The sequence below is a fragment of the Leptospira perdikensis genome (genome assembly GCF_004769575.1).
GTDB lineage: Bacteria > Spirochaetota > Leptospiria > Leptospirales > Leptospiraceae > Leptospira_A > Leptospira_A perdikensis.
Map to the genome: position 1 here is coordinate 108,905 of NZ_RQGA01000017.1, position 17,947 is coordinate 126,851.

General features: G+C 39.2%; 19 protein-coding genes. 11 read left to right on the forward strand and 8 right to left on the reverse strand.

The genetic code is table 11. The features are described 5' to 3' along the window. Positions 1–5 precede the first annotated feature (5 nt). Positions 6–530 (forward strand): GNAT family N-acetyltransferase, encoded by a 525-nt coding sequence (locus EHQ49_RS17220; RefSeq protein WP_135580992.1) that lies wholly within the window; start codon positions 6–8, stop codon positions 528–530. Position 531: 1 nt separating this feature from the next. Here EHQ49_RS17220 and EHQ49_RS17225 read toward each other — a convergent pair whose 3' ends face one another. The 4 genes from EHQ49_RS17225 to EHQ49_RS17240 all read right to left on the reverse strand — a co-directional run bounded on the left by EHQ49_RS17225 (position 532) and on the right by EHQ49_RS17240 (position 4,646). Further along, entirely contained in the window at positions 532–1,371 is an 840-nt protein-coding gene (locus EHQ49_RS17225) for a hypothetical protein (protein ID WP_135580994.1), read from the reverse strand. Positions 1,372–1,496: 125 nt separating this feature from the next. Then, the gene (locus tag EHQ49_RS17230) at positions 1,497–2,249 is read right to left on the reverse strand and encodes a rhomboid family intramembrane serine protease (protein WP_135580996.1); all 753 of its coding nucleotides are present in this window, start codon (positions 2,247–2,249) and stop codon (positions 1,497–1,499) included. 2 nt (positions 2,250–2,251) lie between these two features. Continuing rightward, on the reverse strand, positions 2,252–2,731 hold the full coding sequence (locus EHQ49_RS17235) for a putative immunity protein (protein ID WP_135580998.1): 480 nt from the start codon (positions 2,729–2,731) through the stop codon (positions 2,252–2,254). A gap of 43 nt (positions 2,732–2,774) precedes the next feature. Next, complete coding sequence (locus EHQ49_RS17240) at positions 2,775–4,646, reverse strand: SLC5 family protein (RefSeq protein WP_135581000.1); 1,872 nt, start codon at positions 4,644–4,646, stop codon at positions 2,775–2,777. Between the two features lie 90 nt (positions 4,647–4,736). Here EHQ49_RS17240 and EHQ49_RS17245 point away from each other — a divergent pair, with 90 nt between their 5' ends. From EHQ49_RS17245 to EHQ49_RS17255, 3 genes are all read left to right on the forward strand, one after another. Further along, positions 4,737–5,900, forward strand: a complete 1,164-nt coding sequence (locus tag EHQ49_RS17245) for an LLM class flavin-dependent oxidoreductase (protein WP_135581002.1) — start codon at positions 4,737–4,739, stop codon at positions 5,898–5,900. Next, a complete protein-coding gene (locus EHQ49_RS17250) occupies positions 5,897–6,802 on the forward strand; it encodes an aldo/keto reductase (protein WP_135581004.1) in 906 nt (301 codons plus the stop codon). Before EHQ49_RS17245 ends, EHQ49_RS17250 begins: the two co-directional genes overlap by 4 nt. An 88-nt stretch (positions 6,803–6,890) precedes the next feature. After that, positions 6,891–8,021, forward strand: a complete 1,131-nt coding sequence (locus EHQ49_RS17255; RefSeq protein ID WP_244241533.1) for a GAF domain-containing protein — start codon at positions 6,891–6,893, stop codon at positions 8,019–8,021. 73 nt (positions 8,022–8,094) lie between these two features. Here the strand turns inward: EHQ49_RS17255 and EHQ49_RS17260 are convergent, their stop codons facing one another. Then, positions 8,095–8,460, reverse strand: a complete 366-nt coding sequence (locus tag EHQ49_RS17260; protein WP_135581006.1) for a DUF4180 domain-containing protein — start codon at positions 8,458–8,460, stop codon at positions 8,095–8,097. Positions 8,461–8,674: 214 nt separating this feature from the next. Here EHQ49_RS17260 and EHQ49_RS17265 point away from each other — a divergent pair, with 214 nt between their 5' ends. Then, positions 8,675–9,028, forward strand: coding sequence for an ArsR/SmtB family transcription factor (locus EHQ49_RS17265; RefSeq protein ID WP_135581008.1), 354 nt, complete (start codon positions 8,675–8,677; stop codon positions 9,026–9,028). After that, positions 9,015–9,530, forward strand: coding sequence for an SRPBCC family protein (locus EHQ49_RS17270; protein ID WP_135581010.1), 516 nt, complete (start codon positions 9,015–9,017; stop codon positions 9,528–9,530). Before EHQ49_RS17265 ends, EHQ49_RS17270 begins: the two co-directional genes overlap by 14 nt. A gap of 81 nt (positions 9,531–9,611) precedes the next feature. Here EHQ49_RS17270 and EHQ49_RS17275 read toward each other — a convergent pair whose 3' ends face one another. The 3 genes from EHQ49_RS17275 to EHQ49_RS17285 form a co-directional block, all read right to left on the reverse strand. Beyond that, positions 9,612–10,235 carry a YiiX family permuted papain-like enzyme gene (locus EHQ49_RS17275; protein WP_135581012.1) on the reverse strand — a complete coding sequence of 208 codons (624 nt, stop codon included), beginning with the start codon at positions 10,233–10,235 and terminating at the stop codon, positions 9,612–9,614. A gap of 146 nt (positions 10,236–10,381) precedes the next feature. Beyond that, positions 10,382–11,086 (reverse strand): SDR family NAD(P)-dependent oxidoreductase, encoded by a 705-nt coding sequence (locus tag EHQ49_RS17280; RefSeq protein ID WP_135581014.1) that lies wholly within the window; start codon positions 11,084–11,086, stop codon positions 10,382–10,384. 53 nt (positions 11,087–11,139) lie between these two features. Beyond that, a complete protein-coding gene (locus tag EHQ49_RS17285) occupies positions 11,140–12,213 on the reverse strand; it encodes an alpha/beta hydrolase (protein WP_135581016.1) in 1,074 nt (357 codons plus the stop codon). Between the two features lie 59 nt (positions 12,214–12,272). On the opposite strand from EHQ49_RS17285, the gene EHQ49_RS17290 reads away from it, so the two are divergent. The 5 genes from EHQ49_RS17290 (at position 12,273) to EHQ49_RS17310 (ending at position 17,911) form a co-directional block, all read left to right on the forward strand. Continuing rightward, positions 12,273–13,439: an acyl-CoA dehydrogenase family protein gene (locus tag EHQ49_RS17290; RefSeq protein ID WP_002973371.1), complete on the forward strand. Its 1,167-nt coding sequence runs from the start codon at positions 12,273–12,275 to the stop codon at positions 13,437–13,439. Positions 13,440–13,722: 283 nt separating this feature from the next. Continuing rightward, positions 13,723–14,169, forward strand: a complete 447-nt coding sequence (locus tag EHQ49_RS17295; protein ID WP_244241535.1) for a GNAT family N-acetyltransferase — start codon at positions 13,723–13,725, stop codon at positions 14,167–14,169. Between the two features lie 223 nt (positions 14,170–14,392). Continuing rightward, entirely contained in the window at positions 14,393–16,204 is a 1,812-nt protein-coding gene (locus tag EHQ49_RS17300; RefSeq protein WP_135581020.1) for a PAS domain S-box protein, read from the forward strand. A 65-nt stretch (positions 16,205–16,269) separates the two neighbouring features. Continuing rightward, a complete protein-coding gene (locus EHQ49_RS17305) occupies positions 16,270–16,857 on the forward strand; it encodes a DUF6962 family protein (RefSeq protein WP_135581022.1) in 588 nt (195 codons plus the stop codon). Positions 16,858–16,900: 43 nt separating this feature from the next. Then, entirely contained in the window at positions 16,901–17,911 is a 1,011-nt protein-coding gene (locus tag EHQ49_RS17310; protein ID WP_135581024.1) for a sensor domain-containing diguanylate cyclase, read from the forward strand. The last annotated feature ends 36 nt before the right edge of the window (positions 17,912–17,947 follow it).

The following is a 17,947-nucleotide window of genomic DNA, read 5'->3' on the forward strand; positions in this document are numbered from 1 at the left end:
AGTATATGAAAATTTACCTAAGTCAATTCTCTGAAGAAGAAATTAGTGCAATTTTATCTTGGACGCCAAATCAAAAATTTTTATTAGAATGGGCAGGCCCTGTTTATCGATTTGATACACTAAGGGAACAACTGAAAAAAGATTTGGAGTTTTCTTTAGAATATCCAGATAAGTTTCAGATGTATTCTGTTGTGAGTGTAGAGGATTCTCAACTGATTGCCCATGCACAACTTAGCATAGATGGGCAAAACAGTTCTGCTCACATTTCTCGAGTTCTAATTGGAAATGAAAATTTGAGAGGTAAGGGGATTGGGTTTCAATTGATCCATCATTTGCTAAAAATTGCTTTTGTAAAATTAAAACTCAATCGTGTTACTTTGAACGTTTATGACTTTAATCACTCTGCAATCCTATGTTATAAAAAAGCAGGTTTTAAGGCGGAAGGTCTCTTAAAAGACAATACAAAATTTAAGGATGTCTATTGGTCAACGATACCAATGGCCATCCTTAAATCCGAATTTCCTATATAAATTAACGTACAATCACCCACTTACCACCGATCCAACTTAGATAAAGTGGAATGGCAGCTCCTTTTTTGGAAGTGATGATCGGATCACCTTTCTGATTGGTTACACTTAAGATTTGGTTGTTACAGAGTAAGGTAAACTTTGTATTCTTTGTATCCAGTTTCCAGCTGGAGCCGATCGCTTTTGTCATACCAGCTATGGATTTTAGTTCATCGGCTTCTACATAAGGATAGTAACGAACTTCGGATGTGTCTTTAGAACGAAATTGTGTCCAGGTAAGGATTTTTTTAGAATCCTTTGTGTTGAGAATTTCAGTGAGTTCTTTTGCAAAAGTAATGACAGAAATCTCTTTTTCTTTTGTAAGAGTGATGGCTTCTGCTTGTTCCCACAAATGACTTGGTGGATTAAATGGTGGATTGAATTCTATTTCGAACCATTCACCTAACTTTGTATTATTGTTCGAAGGCCATTGAAAGTGATGTATTAGAAGTCCTTCATCAGGAAATTGTCCTTTTTGTCCAATCAGTAGTTTCACTTCTGCTTCTTTTGATAGACCTTCCGTTTCCTTCTGTTTGCCTTTGCGTTCTGTCAGTCGGATTTTGATTTTGTTTTTACCGGGGAGGATCCAGTAGTTGATGTCTGCTTGTCCCGAAGAATCGTCATTCGAATTCCCACCACGAACTTCATAGCCATTGGCATCAATCTCTAAGTTGACTGAGTAATTTTTATAGGTGATGATATAATAACCTTCTTTAGGGAGGGGTGGCGCGGTTGGTTTTTCTTCCGCTTGAACCTGGGAGAGGAGTAGGGTTATCAATATAAAAAGGAACGAGATTCTTTGCATCTAAGTTTCTCCAACGTCGAGGTAACGGAGGATTTTAAATGAGGGAAAGAAATTGTCGATGAGAAATTAATTTACCGAATGAATTTTGAAAAGAAATCCGAAACTAGAACTCATTGTTTAGTGAGTTAAAGAAATTTTTTTCCATGGCGATCAAAAAAGAAATTTGTATTACATGCCGAACAATGAAACCTTCCATATTTTTTGGCAGGGATCGGTTTATTACAAGAAGGACAAAGGACAGTTTTATTGATGAAAGTCGATAGACGTAAATTATGTTCCAGTCGGTCTAAAAATTGGTATCGAATAAAGATTTGGGCAAAACCCATACCGGTTAAAAAGGTTACAACCTGTCCGCCATAAACACTCCGCACTTCGTTGTTTGATTCAGCAATATAGAAATAGGATTGAATGAGAATCCAAACGCTAAGACTGATAAAGATTGGTACGTCATGAATGGTAGTTTTTTCGAATACCATCGTACTTTTTACGTTGGGAAAAAATACAAAATACATTCCAAGAATTCCAGAGATAACCCCGGAAGTTCCGATTACGGGTACAATGGAATTTATATGAAATAGAAAATAAGTTAGATTGGCTAAGATCCCAAAAAAAATAAATAAAATGAAAAAATAAAAATGCCCCACTACATCTTCGATATTATCAGCAAACATGTATAAATATACTGCATTAGAAAACCATTCGGTGAGAGAAGAGTTAAAGAAAATAGAAGAAACAAGGCTGAAACCTAACTCCTTTTTCGGTGTGAATGCATAAGATTCTGGATGATCAAAAAACAAAGTCAACATTGTTAAAAAAATAAACATTAAAGTTAGAAGTGGTTTTCTGTAATTCTGATTGGCTTTTTCAAAGATAAACATTGTTAGTTGGTGTTAAGTCTTGTTTGTAATTCCAGTAGATGATTGTATTGCCAATCCCTTTCTTTTTGGACAGCAATCTCAGGGTCTAAATTGTAGTTTGCTCTATGAATGGCCTGTAATGAGTAGCTGGCGGCACCTATCGCATGAGTTTTTACATGAGCTGTGGCAACGGCTTGTCCGCAAGCTCGTGCTACAGATTTTGTTTCGTTATCAGTGTCGATCTTTCTTGCGGCAGCATGGGAATCCAATGCTGCTTTTCGTATGACTGCCATACTAAAATTTCCTGTTTTTATCCATTCTTTTAATGTATCTAAAGCGATTTGCGGACGATTTTCCTCGTATTCGAGGTTTTTAAGGTAGAAAAATATTCTTTCTACACAATCCAAAGCCCACTGAGCGGAAGTTTTGTGGTCTGTTTGGGAGAGTAAATGTATGATTCGATTTTCTCTTGTAGCAATGCTAAACTTGGATTTTCGAGCCATGATGTTTCCATTGTATCATGGCTAATCATATTTTAAAACGAATTTAAAACCAAAGGTAAAACAAAAATGTAAATCCCAAAAGGATTCCATACAGCCATTCGTCGCGTTTTCGAAATAAGGAAGTTATGTTTTGGTTTGGTGATCTTTTTTGAAGTGTGATGAAGATCGAAAAAACCATAAAGAGTAAAAAACCGGCAATAGATATAAAAACTTTTGTTTCTGGAATTAGGATTCTTATGCCGATCAAACCAAAAAATAAAACGATAAATAGAATCCAATACTTTGTATTAGATTTTAAAATACTTTGTAGAGTAAAAATCTCAATGCTTTTATTCAAAGGTTTTAGCAGTTTCGATTTTTCATCTTGATTGGTTCTCTTTTTTCGGTTTTGGAAATAAGCCGCAAGAGAGAGAATCAGAATCGCAAAATGAAAACTGAAAAAAACTCGATGTAAGAAGTTGAGTTCTTCACCAAATATTTCTTTTATAAATAGGGGAGAGAAGTTGGAATATAGAGAAGGAAGTAAAAAAGAAAATATTGGAGTCAGAAGGATAGTAATACAAATCATTCGACTACTGATTTTTAGATTTATAATTCCAAACAAAAAAACTACAAGGAGAGCAGGGGTAAAATGAGAACTTTGGTTTGATAGTTCAATAAAGAAATTTTTCTTTGAATTGGGATCTACAAAGAGAATGGCTAGGATTGTGACCAAAGCAGAAAAAATCAAAAGGAAAATTCGGCCGGAATTCATTTCTTCTACATCCGTCAGTTTTTGATTCGATCTTTCCTTAAACGGTTTATAAAAATCAATTGTGAATAGAGTTGCTGCAGAATGTAACATCGAGTCAATACTTGAAAAAATTGCTCCGAGGAGTCCTGCAAGAATCACCCCAATCAACCCATAACCCAAAGGTACTACTAGGACTACTAGTTTCGAAAAAGCTTCGTCGGGTGCGATGTCTGTAGCTACACCAAGTGTTGTCCAAATTTGGTAAGCAGCCACCCCGGTAAGGATGGAAAAAAAAGGAACTGTTAGTTTGAGTAGACCTCCAATTAAAATTCCTAGTCGTGCTTCTCTTAAAGATTTACCACCTAGCGTACGCTGTACGACATATTGGTTGGTATTCCAATAAAAAATATGTAACAAAAAAAGTCCGCTCAATGCTCCAGTCCACGGAAGAGTTGGATGGTTCGGTGGCAGATACAAATTCATTTTGCTAAGTCCATCCGTCCGACTTCCTTCCTTTGCTAATAATTCAAAAATCCCTCCCACTTCGGGTCTTGTAATGGAGAGATAGGCTAGAAGTAAGCCTGAAGCCAAAATCAGGACTGTTTGGATGACGTCGGTGTAAACTACTGATTTTAAACCACCAAACCAAGTGTAGATGGTAGATGTAAACGCAATCCAAAGGACAAGTTCGGTGTAGGTCATTTGGATTCCCGCATCTTTTAAAAAAGGAAGGAAACTCCGAGCACCAATGTACAAGGCACCAGTCAGTTGGATAGTGATCAAAATAAGAGAGATCCCAGAATAGATCCTGCCGGCGGTAGGTCCGAACTTACCTTGTAAAAATTGGGAGAGGGTATAGAATTTTTTGCGACGGAATAGGGGGAGGAAAACAAAAGCCAAAAGAACAATGGCAGGAATGGATCCAAATTCATAGTGACTTTGAGCAAATCCAACGGAAAATCCAATGCCGAGCATTCCGACCAAGTGGTTTGCGGAAATATTGGTTCCAAATAGGGATCCAGCAATCCCCCACCAAGGAAGGCTACGTCCGCCAAGAAAATAATCCGAAGAGGAGGATTCCTTTCTGCCGGCATACATCCCCACACCGAGGACAAGAACGAAGGTGGCTGTAAAAAATAAGATATCGGTTGTAGCTATCATAACAGATAATTGATTCGCCATATTAGATATTTTCTGAAATTATGGCAAGCGATAGATTTTCGGGAATTCTCTCTTGTCTTTGTCCGAGATCTATCTTCCAGTAGAAAAACAATGAATCCGATCCCGAAAGCACCCACCATTCGATCCGAAAATCCTGCCGTAGAAGTGTCCTGGTTTTGTGACCTTTGTAATGGAGACTATGAATACTTAGGAGTGCCAGATGGTTCCTTACGATCCAGTTTCGAACATTGTTCGGATATCATCCGTTTGGCGGACGAACTCGGATACCAAAACATTTTACTTCCTTCTTCTTACCAAACAGGACAGGATACGTTGACATTCGCTGCGGCTGCTTCCCAATTCACAAAACAAATCTCTCTCCTAACGGCCATTCGGTGTGGTGAAATCCATCCGCCTATGCTTGCTCGCACTCTTTCGACTTTGGATCATATGTTAAAGGGAAGACTCAATATCAATATTATTTCCTCTGACCTTCCCGGAACCCAAAAAGATTCAAAAACAAGGTATGAAATTTCAAAAGAGGTCATCCAAATTTTACAACAAGGTTGGACTCAGGATCAAATCAAGTTTCAAGGGAAACACTATCAGTTTGATCTACCTTCAGATCCTGTAAAATCCTACCAACAAAACGGAGGGCCCCTATTGTACTTCGGTGGGATTTCTCCTGATGCCAGAGCCCTATGTGCTGAGTTTTGTGATGTATTTTTGATGTGGCCAGAAACAGAAGAAAGACTGGCTGACACAATGAAGGACTTAAGCCTTCGTGCAGCTTCCTTTGGACGGACAATCGATTTTGGTCTTCGTATCCATTTGATTGTTAGGGAAACAGAGGCAGAGGCTCGGGACGCAGCAAAACGTTTGTTATCTAGAGTTGATATTGATAAAGCAAATGATATCAAACATCGTGCTTTAGATTCTAATTCCGCAGGAGTACTTCGCCAAGATGAACTTCGTAAGTCTGCAGATCCTGATCTTTTTATTGAACCAATGGTATGGTCGGGAATTGGTCTTGCTCGTTCTGGATGTGGTTCTGCGATTGTCGGAACTCCAGAACAAGTTTATGAAAAAATCCAAAGATACATCCAAATGGGAATTCGTGCTTTTATTTTTTCTGGTTATCCTTTGATTGAAGAATCTAAACTATTCGCAAAATCAGTTCTTCCTAAGTTACAAACCATTAACTTTGCAGAAGCGCAAAATCGAAAACCCAAAGGGATTCCAGTCACTCCACTCACTACCGGAGAAAGAAAATGAAAGTTCCACAAATTGAATTTCCTAAACATAAATTTTTTATCTCAAGACTGGTTTATGGGATTTGGAGGTTACATGAAGACAAAGAAGGAACTTCTCCAGAGCGAATCCTAGAAAAAATTGAAACCTGTCTCAGTTTGGGAATTGATACCTTTGACCATGCGGACATCTATGGAAATTTCGAAAATGAAGAACTATTTGGTCGTGCTTTGGCTAAGTTACCTTCTTTAAAATCGAAAATCAAAATCATTACAAAGACGGGGATCCAAATACCTGGATCTAAATTTCCCGCCAAACATTACAATACATCCAAAGAACATATCCGTTATTCCGTGGAACGATCCTTACGAAAACTCCAAGTCGACAAATTGGATGTGGTTCTCATCCATAGACCAGATCCTCTCATGGATCCTTATGAACTAGCAGATGTATTTGAAGTTCTAACTCGTGAGGGAAAGGTAAATCACTTTGGAGTTTCGAATTTTACGCCCTCACAGTTCCGAATGTTACAATCAGCCTATCAGAAACCACTTTTTACAAACCAGGTAGAGTTTCATCCATTCCACACAGAACCCTTGTTTGATGGAACTTTCGACCAGGCGTTAGAACATAAAATCCATCCAATGATTTGGTCACCTACAGGGGGAGGACGGATTTTTTCACCCAAGTCGGAAAGAGAAATGGCCTTAGTTTCCAAACTAAAAGAAATTGCTACCAGATACGAGTGTAGCGTAGACCAAATTCTTTACTCCTGGTTTCTAAACCATCCTGCGGGGCTTGTTCCCATTTTGGGAACGAATGATCCCAATCGTATCCAGTCAGCCGCCGAATGTTTTTCCTATCCTCTCACTCGAGTGGAGTGGTTTTCTATTTTAGAAGCAGCTCGGGGGAAGGAAGTCGCTTAAGGCACTGGATTGCACTAACTGGAAAGATATTGGTCGTTATAGTGGATAAAAATCCCATATAACAGATTTAGATTCTAGCTCCTTGGAGATGTCCTGGTGGGATGGACGGGAGAGGTGGTTTGATATGCTTTCTGAATTGGCTCCCAACCATTATTTTTCTGGAATTTCTCTTACCGCAGACCTTGCGGACGACCTACATTCCTTTGCTTCAGGTTTACCCTCTGAACATATATGGAACCAAACTGTACAAACCATCGCAAGGATCCCAGAAATCATTACTACATGGATTTTTGAATACCTTCCAGAATCACAGAACTTTCGTTTGTTGGCACTTCAGAGTCGCTCTGAATTTCATATCCCTGAACTTGTTTCTAAATATTCGGTACCTTGCCACCATGTAGTGGATTCCAATATGATTTTTGAAATGAATTTGGTGGGTGAAGAATCCTTTTTTCAACCTCTCACCGAAACTTTTCTAGAAAAAACTTCGGCAATGTATTTGGGATATCCTATTCGTTCTGATATTGGGACTGTAATTGGGGTTATTGGTATGGTTGTTGAGGATAAGTTCAAACATAAATTTAAAAATTTAAAACTCATCGATGTGATTGCGGATCAACTCAGCCAAGAGTTAATTCGATTTAAAAATGAAAATTTAATTTCGCAAACTTTAAATACAGCATCTTTCGTGAAACATTCTTTGGCGGAATTATTTCGTCTTCTTTCCTCTCGATCAAATGACCTAACAACAATATGCCGAAATTATTTACAAACAGGAACTCGACTTTTTGGTTTGCCACTTGGACTCATTGCCTCCAAAATTGGTGATGATTGGGAATACAGTCTTGTCGAAGGAAATGTACATGGAATTTTTGAGGGACAAAGATTTTCCAAGGAAGAATCTAAATTCGCAAAGAACAACGAATCTCCTTCGGCCATCATTCTAAACAAAACTGCGGAAAGTTTCACTCCGAGGGTTCGCACCCACTTATTAGAATTAGGTGTTTCTTGTCTTATGGAATTCCCATTGAAGGTTCACAACCAAACCATAGGAGTTTTAGGGTTTTATGGATTGAAAGACCAAGAGATTGAATCTGTTGAATTGTTCCAACGTGTGTTTGAACTAATGGGGATTGGACTTGCAACCACGATTGAAAAACATAATATCGATTTGTTGTCTAAAATTGTATTTTTGGAGAAGGATTACCCAATTCCTTAAATTTGGTTTTAAGTTACCCAGTTCTTTTTAGTAATGACTTCCATAAACAAAAACTGGGTAACAAACAAATTTGTCAAACACCACTGAGGCGGCTGATTGCTTCCTCTTCTGAATGCAGAAAAAAAACATCTTTTCCCGAGTTCATTTCGTAAATAAAATCACCGAGACTTTTACTCGAATCAATAGAAAAATCACCAACGATTGCCAGTTTCATCCGGTAGTTGACTATTTTTTGTAATACGTTTCCAGCAAGTCCTGTTTTTAAATCAAAGAAATCAGGGACAAAATGAGATCGTTTCAAAACAAAACGGTCGCAGTCCGAATCATACTGGATGGTGGCAAAAAAGTCGAGGGCAGAGGATCCGTCGGTAATCAGAGTTTCTTCTGAGTCAACGACTGCGATATCTATATTGTTTTTGTTAATTTTACGAACGTTCATTTTTTATTTTGCCGGTGTCTTTCTAAACTTGGTTCAACCCCGTTCCCACCTTTCCTTAGACAGATTCGAGGTCTGATTCCTAAAGGAACCTTCGAGCCAAACGAAAGAAAAATTCAGAAATTCGTCCATTTGCATAAATTCTTTTCTCTCTACTTCAGAAATTGGTTTGACATTTTTTATTTATATACCTTACTGATTATATAACCAATTAGTTATGCAAACTCTCGATGCCACATTCTCTGCTCTCGCCGACCCCACTCGTAGGGCGATCCTTATGCGCCTTGCTAAAGGTGACCTAACGGTTATGGAACTTGCAAAACCGTTTCGAATGAGCCAACCTGCGATATCCAAACACCTTAAAGTATTGGAAGAGGCCGGGCTTGTTTCCACAACCATTCGTGCACAAGAGAGACCTCGCCGATTGGAAACGGCCCCGCTCAAAACTGCCATCGATTGGATTGAAAAATACCGTCAGATTTGGGAAAAACGTTATCAAGTGTTAGATGGACTACTTATAGAATTACAAACCATACAAACCAAAGGAGACAAAAAAAATGGAAACAAATAAAAATGAAGTGAAGGTGAAACTTCGAGGTGAAACGGAAGTTGTATTTACACGTTACTTCGACGCACCAAGGGAATTGGTGTTTGATTGTCACACCAAACCTGAGTTAATGAAAAAATGGCTAATTGGTCCCGAAGGTATGGTTCTTGATACTTGCGAACAAGATCTAAAAGTAGGTGGCAAATACCTCTATCTTTATGTAGACCAAAAAGGAAACAAATCCGGTGTTTATGGAACATTTCGTGAAGTGGTTGTTCCTGAAAAACTAGCCAATACCGAAAATTACATTTTTGAAATGTCGGCTTTTGATCCGAATGCACCCGAAGATCCGAACGCAACTTTCGAATCTCGTACCTTTACTACGGAAGGGAACAGGACACTGATGACACATGTGTGCCGATATGCTTCTGCTGAAGTGTGTAAGATGATGGTAGAATCTGGCGCAGCAGATGGAATGGCGGAGTGTTATTTGGAGTTGGATAAGTTGTTAGTAAAGATTGGATAGGAATAGGTTCGCAATTGTATCCATGCCTTTTGATTTGGTTGGGGCATGGATGATTTCATTGGATTCATCCACTAAAGGTTATTAGTGCGAGATCACGGTCACTAATTCTGAAGAATCAAACATATCAACAGGAGAAATGACAGGTTCAGAATAGGGGATTTGATTTCCGTATCTTTTTTTCATTAATGTTTGGACTGGCTTTGAGGAAATATCGAAATCCTTTAAGGTTTTTAAATTACCGATTCTTATTCCTGTAAATTGATCATAAAGTTTCCAGACGAGTTCCGTGCAGTAAATTCGGTCATCAGACCACTCGAAATAGATGTCATAATGTTTGCCGAGTAATGAATTGCCATAATCTTTCATTTTGTGAACTGTTTCAGGATTTAAGATTTGTTTTGAATTATGAATGCGTTTGATCACATAATGATCCTTTGTTCCTCTGTGTATAAAAGAATTTAAGTCTGTTAATTTTACAGGTTCAACGGCTTCTAAAACTTTGTAAGTATTCCCATATTTGAAAATAATTCCGACATGTGTGTATCTGGATTTTGTTGCTAATTTAATGGCCGTTGCTTGTTCAGAGAGTGATTCGTGAAAAATAATATCTCCCTCTGCTAATTTTGAAGTATCAATTAACTTTCCAAATAGTGGATTGATGGATAAGACAATCAAAAACAGTAAGAGTATGGTTCTGTGTTTCATGAATGGTTTTCTCTTTTGTATTTTCGCCTATAGGTTTGTTATGTTAGCTCGGCGTCCGTCAATGGAAATACATACCAAAGGTGGATTGAATCACATATGTCTATCTTCAACAAGAAGTTTTGAGATTGCAATGAGTCCCGCCACTCCTACCAACTAATCTCTTTTTTATCCCGAAAAAATTTTCCTGTAGGTCCCTGATCCGGTAGCGTTGCTGCCCAAACAATTGTCTCTGCCCCTTTTTCGACAGGCCTTGTGGCACTGGCACCGCCCATATCCGTTTTCACCCAACCAGGACATACCGAATTGATTTTTATATTTTTTCCCACAGCTTCTACACTGGAAAGAGTTGTGAGTGCATTGATGGCAGTTTTAGAAATACGGTAGGCTGGATACCCGCCACCCATTTCGGATAGTTGACCCATTCCTGAACTAACATTCACAATACGACCAAAATTGTTTTGGATCATCATTGGTAAAAAAATCTGAATCATTCGGAGTGGCCCGTAAAGATTGACAAGAAGGGTTCTATGTAAGTCCTCACTTGTGGTATCAAAGAAAGAGCCGGGATCAGCAAAGATCCCCGCATTGTTTACGAGGATGTCTAATTTTCCAAAACTTCCCGTGATGGTATCGAATGCTTCGCTGATACTTTGTTCTTTGGAAACATCAAGGGAAAGGATTTCCCCTTTGCCAACGGTCTGAACTGCCGCAAGTGTATCTTCGGCTTCTCCAGGATTTCGGGAACCTATGAGAACATAGATTCCTTGTTTTGCGAGATCGATGGAGACTTGTTTTCCAATCCCTCGGTTGGCCCCTGTGACAAGTGCAATACGTTCCTTGGATGCTTTCATGGAATCAAGTCTCCTTTGGTAGTTTTGATCTACCTTTCTTCTATAGACTGAATCTACTTCGATTTAGAAAGCTCAGTCAGCCATTTTTCTGTTTGTGCTTCGATAAAAGCTTTGTCTGTGATCACCCACTTAGACATCAGAACGTGCATTCCATTTTCTACAGCCACCTTGCGGTTGAGTGTATTTGGAGTTTTGTCCAATCCAAAGTTGGTATATCCTTCTAACATTTTAGGAACACTTGCTGTTGGGTCTTGTTCTTTATCACTTTTATAGTAGTACAGAAGTAATGCGGGAGAAGTTACTTTTCTAAACACATCAGGAACTGCTGCATAATTTCGTAAATCATTCACACCTGCAAGGGATGCAAAGTATTGTTCTGGGTACCAATAGTTATTTCTTTCTGGCAACACCTTGGGATTGTTATTGTGTACGGAAGCTCGCACTTTTCCTTTGAGTAAATGAATGAAGGTAAGGCCACCCGGATAATTGAATAAATTCAAACTACTATCTACTGGAGCGTAAAATGGATTTGCTAAAACCAAACCATCCACTTCTTCCGGGTACTCGGATGCAAGCCAAGTGGCAAGGAGTCCTCCCATAGAACTTCCAAATACAACTACACGGTCTCCTTGAGACTGCATCATATACAAAGCTTCGCGCGAAGCGTCTAAGTAGTTGTTAAAATTTTGATCTCTTTGGTCTTCTTTGTTTGTTCCATGGCCTGGTAGGCGAAGTAGGTACGTATTGGCTTTAAATTTTTTTGCCAATTTTTCCATCACCTCTTCTCCTTCCGCACGAGAAGCACCATATCCATGAATGTATAAAAAAGCTAAGGGAGTTTTTTTACCAAAACTGATATAACGTTCTTCGTTTCCCGGTCTATGGTTTTTTAATTTACTTTCTGCCAATTTCTCTTGGAAGTAAACTTCAAAGTTCGCATAACTTAGATTTGCTTTGGGTTCGTATTTCGGTCGTCCGGAACAGGAAATTAGGACGAAGGAAACGGTGATAAGGAAAACAGCAGACAGCTGTCGGAGGTTGTGGAATAAAGAACACGATTTAGCCATACAAATGGAAAATTTTACAGTGTATTTGCTTTCTTGTAAAGAGAGAAAAACCCTTGGCACAGGAAGGGTCGTACGAAAAAAGGTAGTAAATACCCCATTCTCAGAAGGAACATCCCGGAATGTATAGCCAATTCACAGAGCAACAACTTGAAATCAGAGATTTAGTTCGTAACTTCGTAAAAAAAGAAATCCCACATGAAGTCGCATTGCACTGGGATGAGAAAAACCAACACCCAACAGAACTCATCAATAAAATGCGTTCGGAACTCGGAATTAACGGTCTTGTCATTCCAGAAGAATACGGTGGATGGGGACTTGGTGCGATCGAGCAGTGTTTAGCCATCGAGGAACTTTCTCGCGGATGCCTCGGAATCGCTCTCGGATTTGCTTACACTGGTCTTGGAATCCTTCCAATTCTAAAAGGCGCAACTCACGAACAAAAATTAAAATGGCTTCCTGAAATTGCGGACGGAAAGTTCGGAGTTTCTTTCTGTTTGTCTGAGCCAGGTGCTGGTTCTGACGTTCCTGGTATGACCACTCGCGCTGAGAAAAAAGGCGACAAATGGATCATCAACGGAGCAAAACAATGGATCACTGGTGCATCTGATGCACAAGCCTTTACTGTATTTGCTTATACTGATAAAAATCGCGGAACACGTGGAGTTTCTTGTTTCTACGTTCCACGTAGCGCAAAAGGTCTTACTGTTGGTAAAAAAGAAGACAAACTCGGAATCCGAGCATCTTCCACTCACCAAGTTATCTTTGAAGATTGTGAAGTAGGTGAAGACGCACTCGTAGGAAAAGAAAACCTAGGTTTCGTTTACGCTCTTCAAACTTTGAATGCTTCTCGTCCGTTCGTAGCGGTTATGGGTGTGGGTGTAGCACAAGCAGCACTTGACCACGCAGCTCGTTACGCTCGTGAGAGAGAACAGTTTGGAGTTAAAATTGGAACTTTCCAAGCAGTGCAACACATGTTAGCTGATATGTCAATCAAAGTAGAAACTGCAAGAGAGATCACTTACAAAGCAGCTCGTCTTTCTGACGCAAACGATCCTAACCTTCCAAAATACTCTGCGATTGCAAAAGCATATGCTTCTGAATGTGCGGTTCAGTGTGCTACTGACGCAGTTCAAATTTTTGGTGGATACGGATACACAAAAGAGTATCCTGTTGAGAAGTTAATGAGAGATTCAAAAATCCTCACAATCTTCGAAGGAACCACTCAAATCCAAAAGAACGAAATTGCAGCTTACGTAATCAAAGAAGCAGCTTCTAAAAAAGACTAATTCGAATATTCAAATAGAATACCGAATGGTTTTAAAAGAACCCTCTGGCGATTGTCAGGGGGTTTTTTTATTTTGGGCGAAGATTTGGGTTTGGTTGGATCGGCGGTACTGGATTGGATGTAGGTATCCCCACCCTGAATTGGGTGGGGTGCGTCCACCCGCCACCCAATGACTTCCCTATACAACACCAGCCAAATTCTCTCCACTTAAAAAATATATTTGCAAATTTTAATATTACGAAGTTCATCTTTTTACAATTATGGAGCAAAATTTCACAATTCGCGTGGTAGAAACCTTAGATTCAAATTCCAGACTTTGTTTGAATCATCTTTGGGAAGAAATTCAAAATCGATATGGATTCCGGGCCCCCAACCCAATGGATTTCCTCGATTTTTTACCGCCTAAAGGTAAGTTTTTTATCGCTGAAAATCGTGAAACAAATGAAGTAATGGGCTCGGCCGCTTATACAAAGTTCAATGATGTGCAGTGTGAGTTGGATGCGGTTTATGTATTTCCCAAGTTCAGAAAAAATAATATCGCCAAATCTTTGTTAGTTGATCTGGAAAAACAAGCTCAAATGGATCATTATTCTTCCATGATTCTACGAGCGGGTGCACCACAACCAGAAGCGCTTACTTTATACAAAAACTTTGGATTCAAAGAAATCCCAACATTTGGGAAATGGGTTTCAGATCCTACAGCCATTTGTTTTGAGAAAAAAATAACCTAAATATTTTTCTTTGGCCGCCCGGGCGGGCTACTCCGGAGTCCGCGTTCGCTCCACCCTGATTTGTCTTTTTGCCAAATCAGGGTGCCTACGGCATCCTTCGTATCCCTGGCGGTTTCCATCCATCTTTACAATGTTAGATTTTCTATTTTTAAGTTAAAAAAAGGCTGACTTCCATTTCTTTGTCTGACAGAATCATACTTCTGTTTAGGGGGTATGACTTTTTGTGGAAAAAAAAGAGAATGATCATATAACCCCTCATTCTGCCTTAACAGGAGAAGAGAAAAATCACAAACTCATCCTTCGCCAAATGGAAACATTGGGAAAACTCGGGCATTGGGAAGTAAACTTCGTTAACCAAACCTTACATTGGTCAGAGGGAGTATTTCGTATTTTAGAAATGGATCCGTCAAATATGCCGGTGGACTTAGAAAATGGATTTTTATCTGTTCATCCTGATGACCGAGAACGGGCCGTCAAACATATGCAAGACGTTTTAGAAACGGGAATCGACTACGATTTAGAATGTAGATTGATTACCACAACAGGAAAAGTTAAAATCATTCACTCTCTTGCCGAAGTTGTTCGAGGTACTAAGAACGAAGCTCTGCAAATTGTCGGAATTTTCCAGGACATCACCGAACAAAGAGAAGCCTATCAAAATCTTTTGCATAAGGAACTCAGACTCAGCACCATCCTCCAATCTGAACCGGAATGTGTGAAAGTAGTTTCCCCGGAAGGAATCCTGATCGAAATGAATCCTGCTGGTTTACAAATGATAGAAGCCGACAACCCAGAAGATGCTTTGGGTCAAAAAGTAGAAAACTTAATCTATCCAGAGGATTTGGTATTTTATCAATCCTTACATAAAAATGCCCTCCAAGGAATCCAGTCCAGTGCACGGTTTCGAATCATCGGTCTGAAAGGAACCAAACGTTGGATGGAAAGTACAGCCGTTCCACTTACCAACCAATCAGGAGAGATCATCTCTGTACTCAGTGTCACTCGTGATATATCTGAAAAAGTAAGTGCAGAAGAAAATCTGATTCGTATTAAAAAAAACCAAGAAGCCCTGATCAACGGAACCTCTGACTTAATTTGGTCGCTAGACTCTAACTTCCGTTTGATTGCTGCCAACCAATCTTTTTTGGATGTGATGGGTTTTCTCCTCGGATCCGTTGCCAAAGAAGGAGATTCTGTTCTTATTTTAAACCAAGGGGAAGCTTTTTATGAAAAGTGGAAAGGTTATTATGAAAGAGGATTATCTGGCGAAACTTTTAAAACATACGAAAGGTTTTTAAGTCCGATTACAGGAAAAGAGGAACACCGCGAAGTATTTTTTAATCCTATCAGAAATACAAACCAAGATATCACAGGTCTTGCCTGTTTTTCTAAAGACATTACCGATTTAATGGTGAAACGAATGGAACTTGTTTCGAGCGAGAGAAGGTATCGTGCTCTTGTTGAAAATGGGGCAGATGCCATTGCCATTCTTACCACAAACGGTTATGCTAAATATGTTTCTCCATCCATTACCAAAGTTCTGGGATATTCAGAATCCGAAGCTATGGAGATGAATTTATTTGATATCCTCCATCCTGATGATGTTCCCAAAATCAAAAAAAGATTGGAAGAGGTTGTAACCCTTCCAGAAGGAAATTCCCTTCCGAGCCATAATTTTAGAGTCAAACACCAGAATGGTTCTTGGAGGTGGATGGAATCCACAATCACCAACTTACTGGAGGATGAAAGTATCGGTGGGATTGTGGATAATTTTCATGATGTGACTGAACGAGTTGTCCAGATTACGGCCATTCAAACTCAAAATGAAAAACTTAAGGCCATTGCTTGGACCCAGTCCCATGTGGTGCGAAATCCTTTGGCCAAACTTATGGGAATTGTGGATCTGATCAAAACGGGAACCTTATCTCCCGCAGAAGAGAAAAAAAGTCTAGACCACCTAATGGATTCGGCAAAGGAACTAGACGAAATCATCCAAGACATTGTTCTAAAATCCCAAAGAGTCATAGTTCCCTGAATTTATTCTAACGGGCTGGTTTATTTTATCTTGCTTCTTGTACTAAATTAGTTCTAATTCGTGCCATGGTTTTCTCAACATTTCTTTCGGACTTAGTCCTTTCCTTAGTTTCCCTGGCGATGGCTTATCGGTTCGTCGGGAAGTCTCCCATTCCGTCTCGTTCCGCTTTGTATGGATTTGCCATCATCGGAATTTCAGCAGGACTTGGTTCCATTCACTTCCTCGGAATCAATACATTAGATTCTATCTATCGTTTTTTTGTCGGATTGTCTGGATGTGTGGGTGTTCCTCTTTTAGGATTGGCATTCTTTCATTTCACCTTTCGTTCTTTGTCGGAAAAAACTTTTTTCCTTTTCATCGCTGTCGCGTTTCTTCTCTACTTAGCATTTTCTTATCTCTATCCATTGGGTATTTATTCGACAGTAGTTGGTGGAATTGCGATGTTTATCATCCTGATTAGTTCTCTAGTACGATTCCCTAGAAAATCAAATGCTGCTGTGATGGGAATCATTGGTTCTGTTTTGTTTATTGTTGCAGGACTCGTGATTGGTACTAAGGGATCAACCGGAACCATTTTGAATGTTGATATCTTTCATATCTTACTTGCGATTGCCAATTACTGCATAGCAGAGGGAATCAAAAAATTAAGCTAGATTAAAAGAGAGGAGTTTTCAGAATATATTTCCACGTGTGACTATGGAAAACTTCTCTAATTCAACATTAGAAAAAATACTAAAACTCCAAACAGAATTAACTGCTACCAAACCAGATGTACCTCATTTATTAGATCTCATCACGATTCGTGCAAAAGAGATCACTGGTTCAAGCGGTGCTGTATTTGAACTTGTAGAAGGTGAAGATATAGTTTACCGTGCAGCAAGTGGTATTGCAGAAAAACAAATTGGCCTTAGAATTCCCATAAAAGGTAGTTTTTCTGGACTCAGCCTTCAATCCAAAGAAACTTTATACTGTATTGATTCCGAATTAGATGACAGAGTCAATAGGGACGCATGTCGTCGTGTTGGCCTTCGTTCTATGATTGTTTTGCCTTTGTATTTTGATTCCGAAATATTGGGTGTATTAAAAGTTCTAAGTTCTGAAGTTGATGCCTATTCATCTGACGATACATATGTGTTGAACATGTTATCAGGTACACTGGCAGCCATTTTACATAATGCATACAGATGGGCAGAAAGAGAAAAAAGTCTTCAATCTATGGCATACCTTGCCAGTCACGATGCACTCACTGGTATTTACAATCGTTCTGCCTTTTATGATTATCTAAGAAGGGGATTAATCCGACTTCAAAATGATAAGTCTAATATCACTGTTGCTTTATTTGATTTGGATGGTCTGAAAGTAGTGAATGATACTCTCGGACATGCTGCAGGTGATTTTTATTTATCCAAATTTGCAAATCGACTTTCACATTTAGTCCCAGACCAAGATGTTTTTGCTCGCCTGGGAGGGGATGAATTTGGTCTCATTATGATCCATCAGGAATCAAAAGAGTCTGCGATTGCGCATCTTAGTAACCTAAGAAAGATGGTCGAAGGTGAAGTCCAGTTCGAGACAACAAAACTCCAAATCCAAACCAGTTTGGGGATTGCCTTTTATCCAGAAGATGGGATTGAACCGGATGCCTTACTGGCGGTTGCCGATACACGTATGTATGAAAACAAACGGAATCGAAAAATAAATAAATAGAAATCGCAAGAGGCATTCATTTCTTCATTTGTGCGG

Excerpts from the sequence above, each read along its gene's own strand:
- EHQ49_RS17220 (WP_135580992.1), top strand. The coding sequence starts at position 6 with ATGAAAATTTACCTAAGTCAATTCTCTGAAGAAGAAATTAGTGCAATT.
- EHQ49_RS17225 (WP_135580994.1), bottom strand. The coding sequence starts at position 1,371 with ATGCAAAGAATCTCGTTCCTTTTTATATTGATAACCCTACTCCTCTCC.
- EHQ49_RS17230 (WP_135580996.1), bottom strand. The coding sequence starts at position 2,249 with ATGTTTATCTTTGAAAAAGCCAATCAGAATTACAGAAAACCACTTCTA.
- EHQ49_RS17235 (WP_135580998.1), bottom strand. The coding sequence starts at position 2,731 with ATGGCTCGAAAATCCAAGTTTAGCATTGCTACAAGAGAAAATCGAATC.
- EHQ49_RS17240 (WP_135581000.1), bottom strand. The coding sequence starts at position 4,646 with ATGGCGAATCAATTATCTGTTATGATAGCTACAACCGATATCTTATTT.
- EHQ49_RS17245 (WP_135581002.1), top strand. The coding sequence starts at position 4,737 with ATGAATCCGATCCCGAAAGCACCCACCATTCGATCCGAAAATCCTGCC.
- EHQ49_RS17250 (WP_135581004.1), top strand. The coding sequence starts at position 5,897 with ATGAAAGTTCCACAAATTGAATTTCCTAAACATAAATTTTTTATCTCA.
- EHQ49_RS17255 (WP_244241533.1), top strand. The coding sequence starts at position 6,891 with ATGTCCTGGTGGGATGGACGGGAGAGGTGGTTTGATATGCTTTCTGAA.
- EHQ49_RS17260 (WP_135581006.1), bottom strand. The coding sequence starts at position 8,460 with ATGAACGTTCGTAAAATTAACAAAAACAATATAGATATCGCAGTCGTT.
- EHQ49_RS17265 (WP_135581008.1), top strand. The coding sequence starts at position 8,675 with ATGCAAACTCTCGATGCCACATTCTCTGCTCTCGCCGACCCCACTCGT.
- EHQ49_RS17270 (WP_135581010.1), top strand. The coding sequence starts at position 9,015 with ATGGAAACAAATAAAAATGAAGTGAAGGTGAAACTTCGAGGTGAAACG.
- EHQ49_RS17275 (WP_135581012.1), bottom strand. The coding sequence starts at position 10,235 with ATGAAACACAGAACCATACTCTTACTGTTTTTGATTGTCTTATCCATC.
- EHQ49_RS17280 (WP_135581014.1), bottom strand. The coding sequence starts at position 11,086 with ATGAAAGCATCCAAGGAACGTATTGCACTTGTCACAGGGGCCAACCGA.
- EHQ49_RS17290 (WP_002973371.1), top strand. The coding sequence starts at position 12,273 with ATGTATAGCCAATTCACAGAGCAACAACTTGAAATCAGAGATTTAGTT.
- EHQ49_RS17305 (WP_135581022.1), top strand. The coding sequence starts at position 16,270 with ATGGTTTTCTCAACATTTCTTTCGGACTTAGTCCTTTCCTTAGTTTCC.
- EHQ49_RS17310 (WP_135581024.1), top strand. The coding sequence starts at position 16,901 with ATGGAAAACTTCTCTAATTCAACATTAGAAAAAATACTAAAACTCCAA.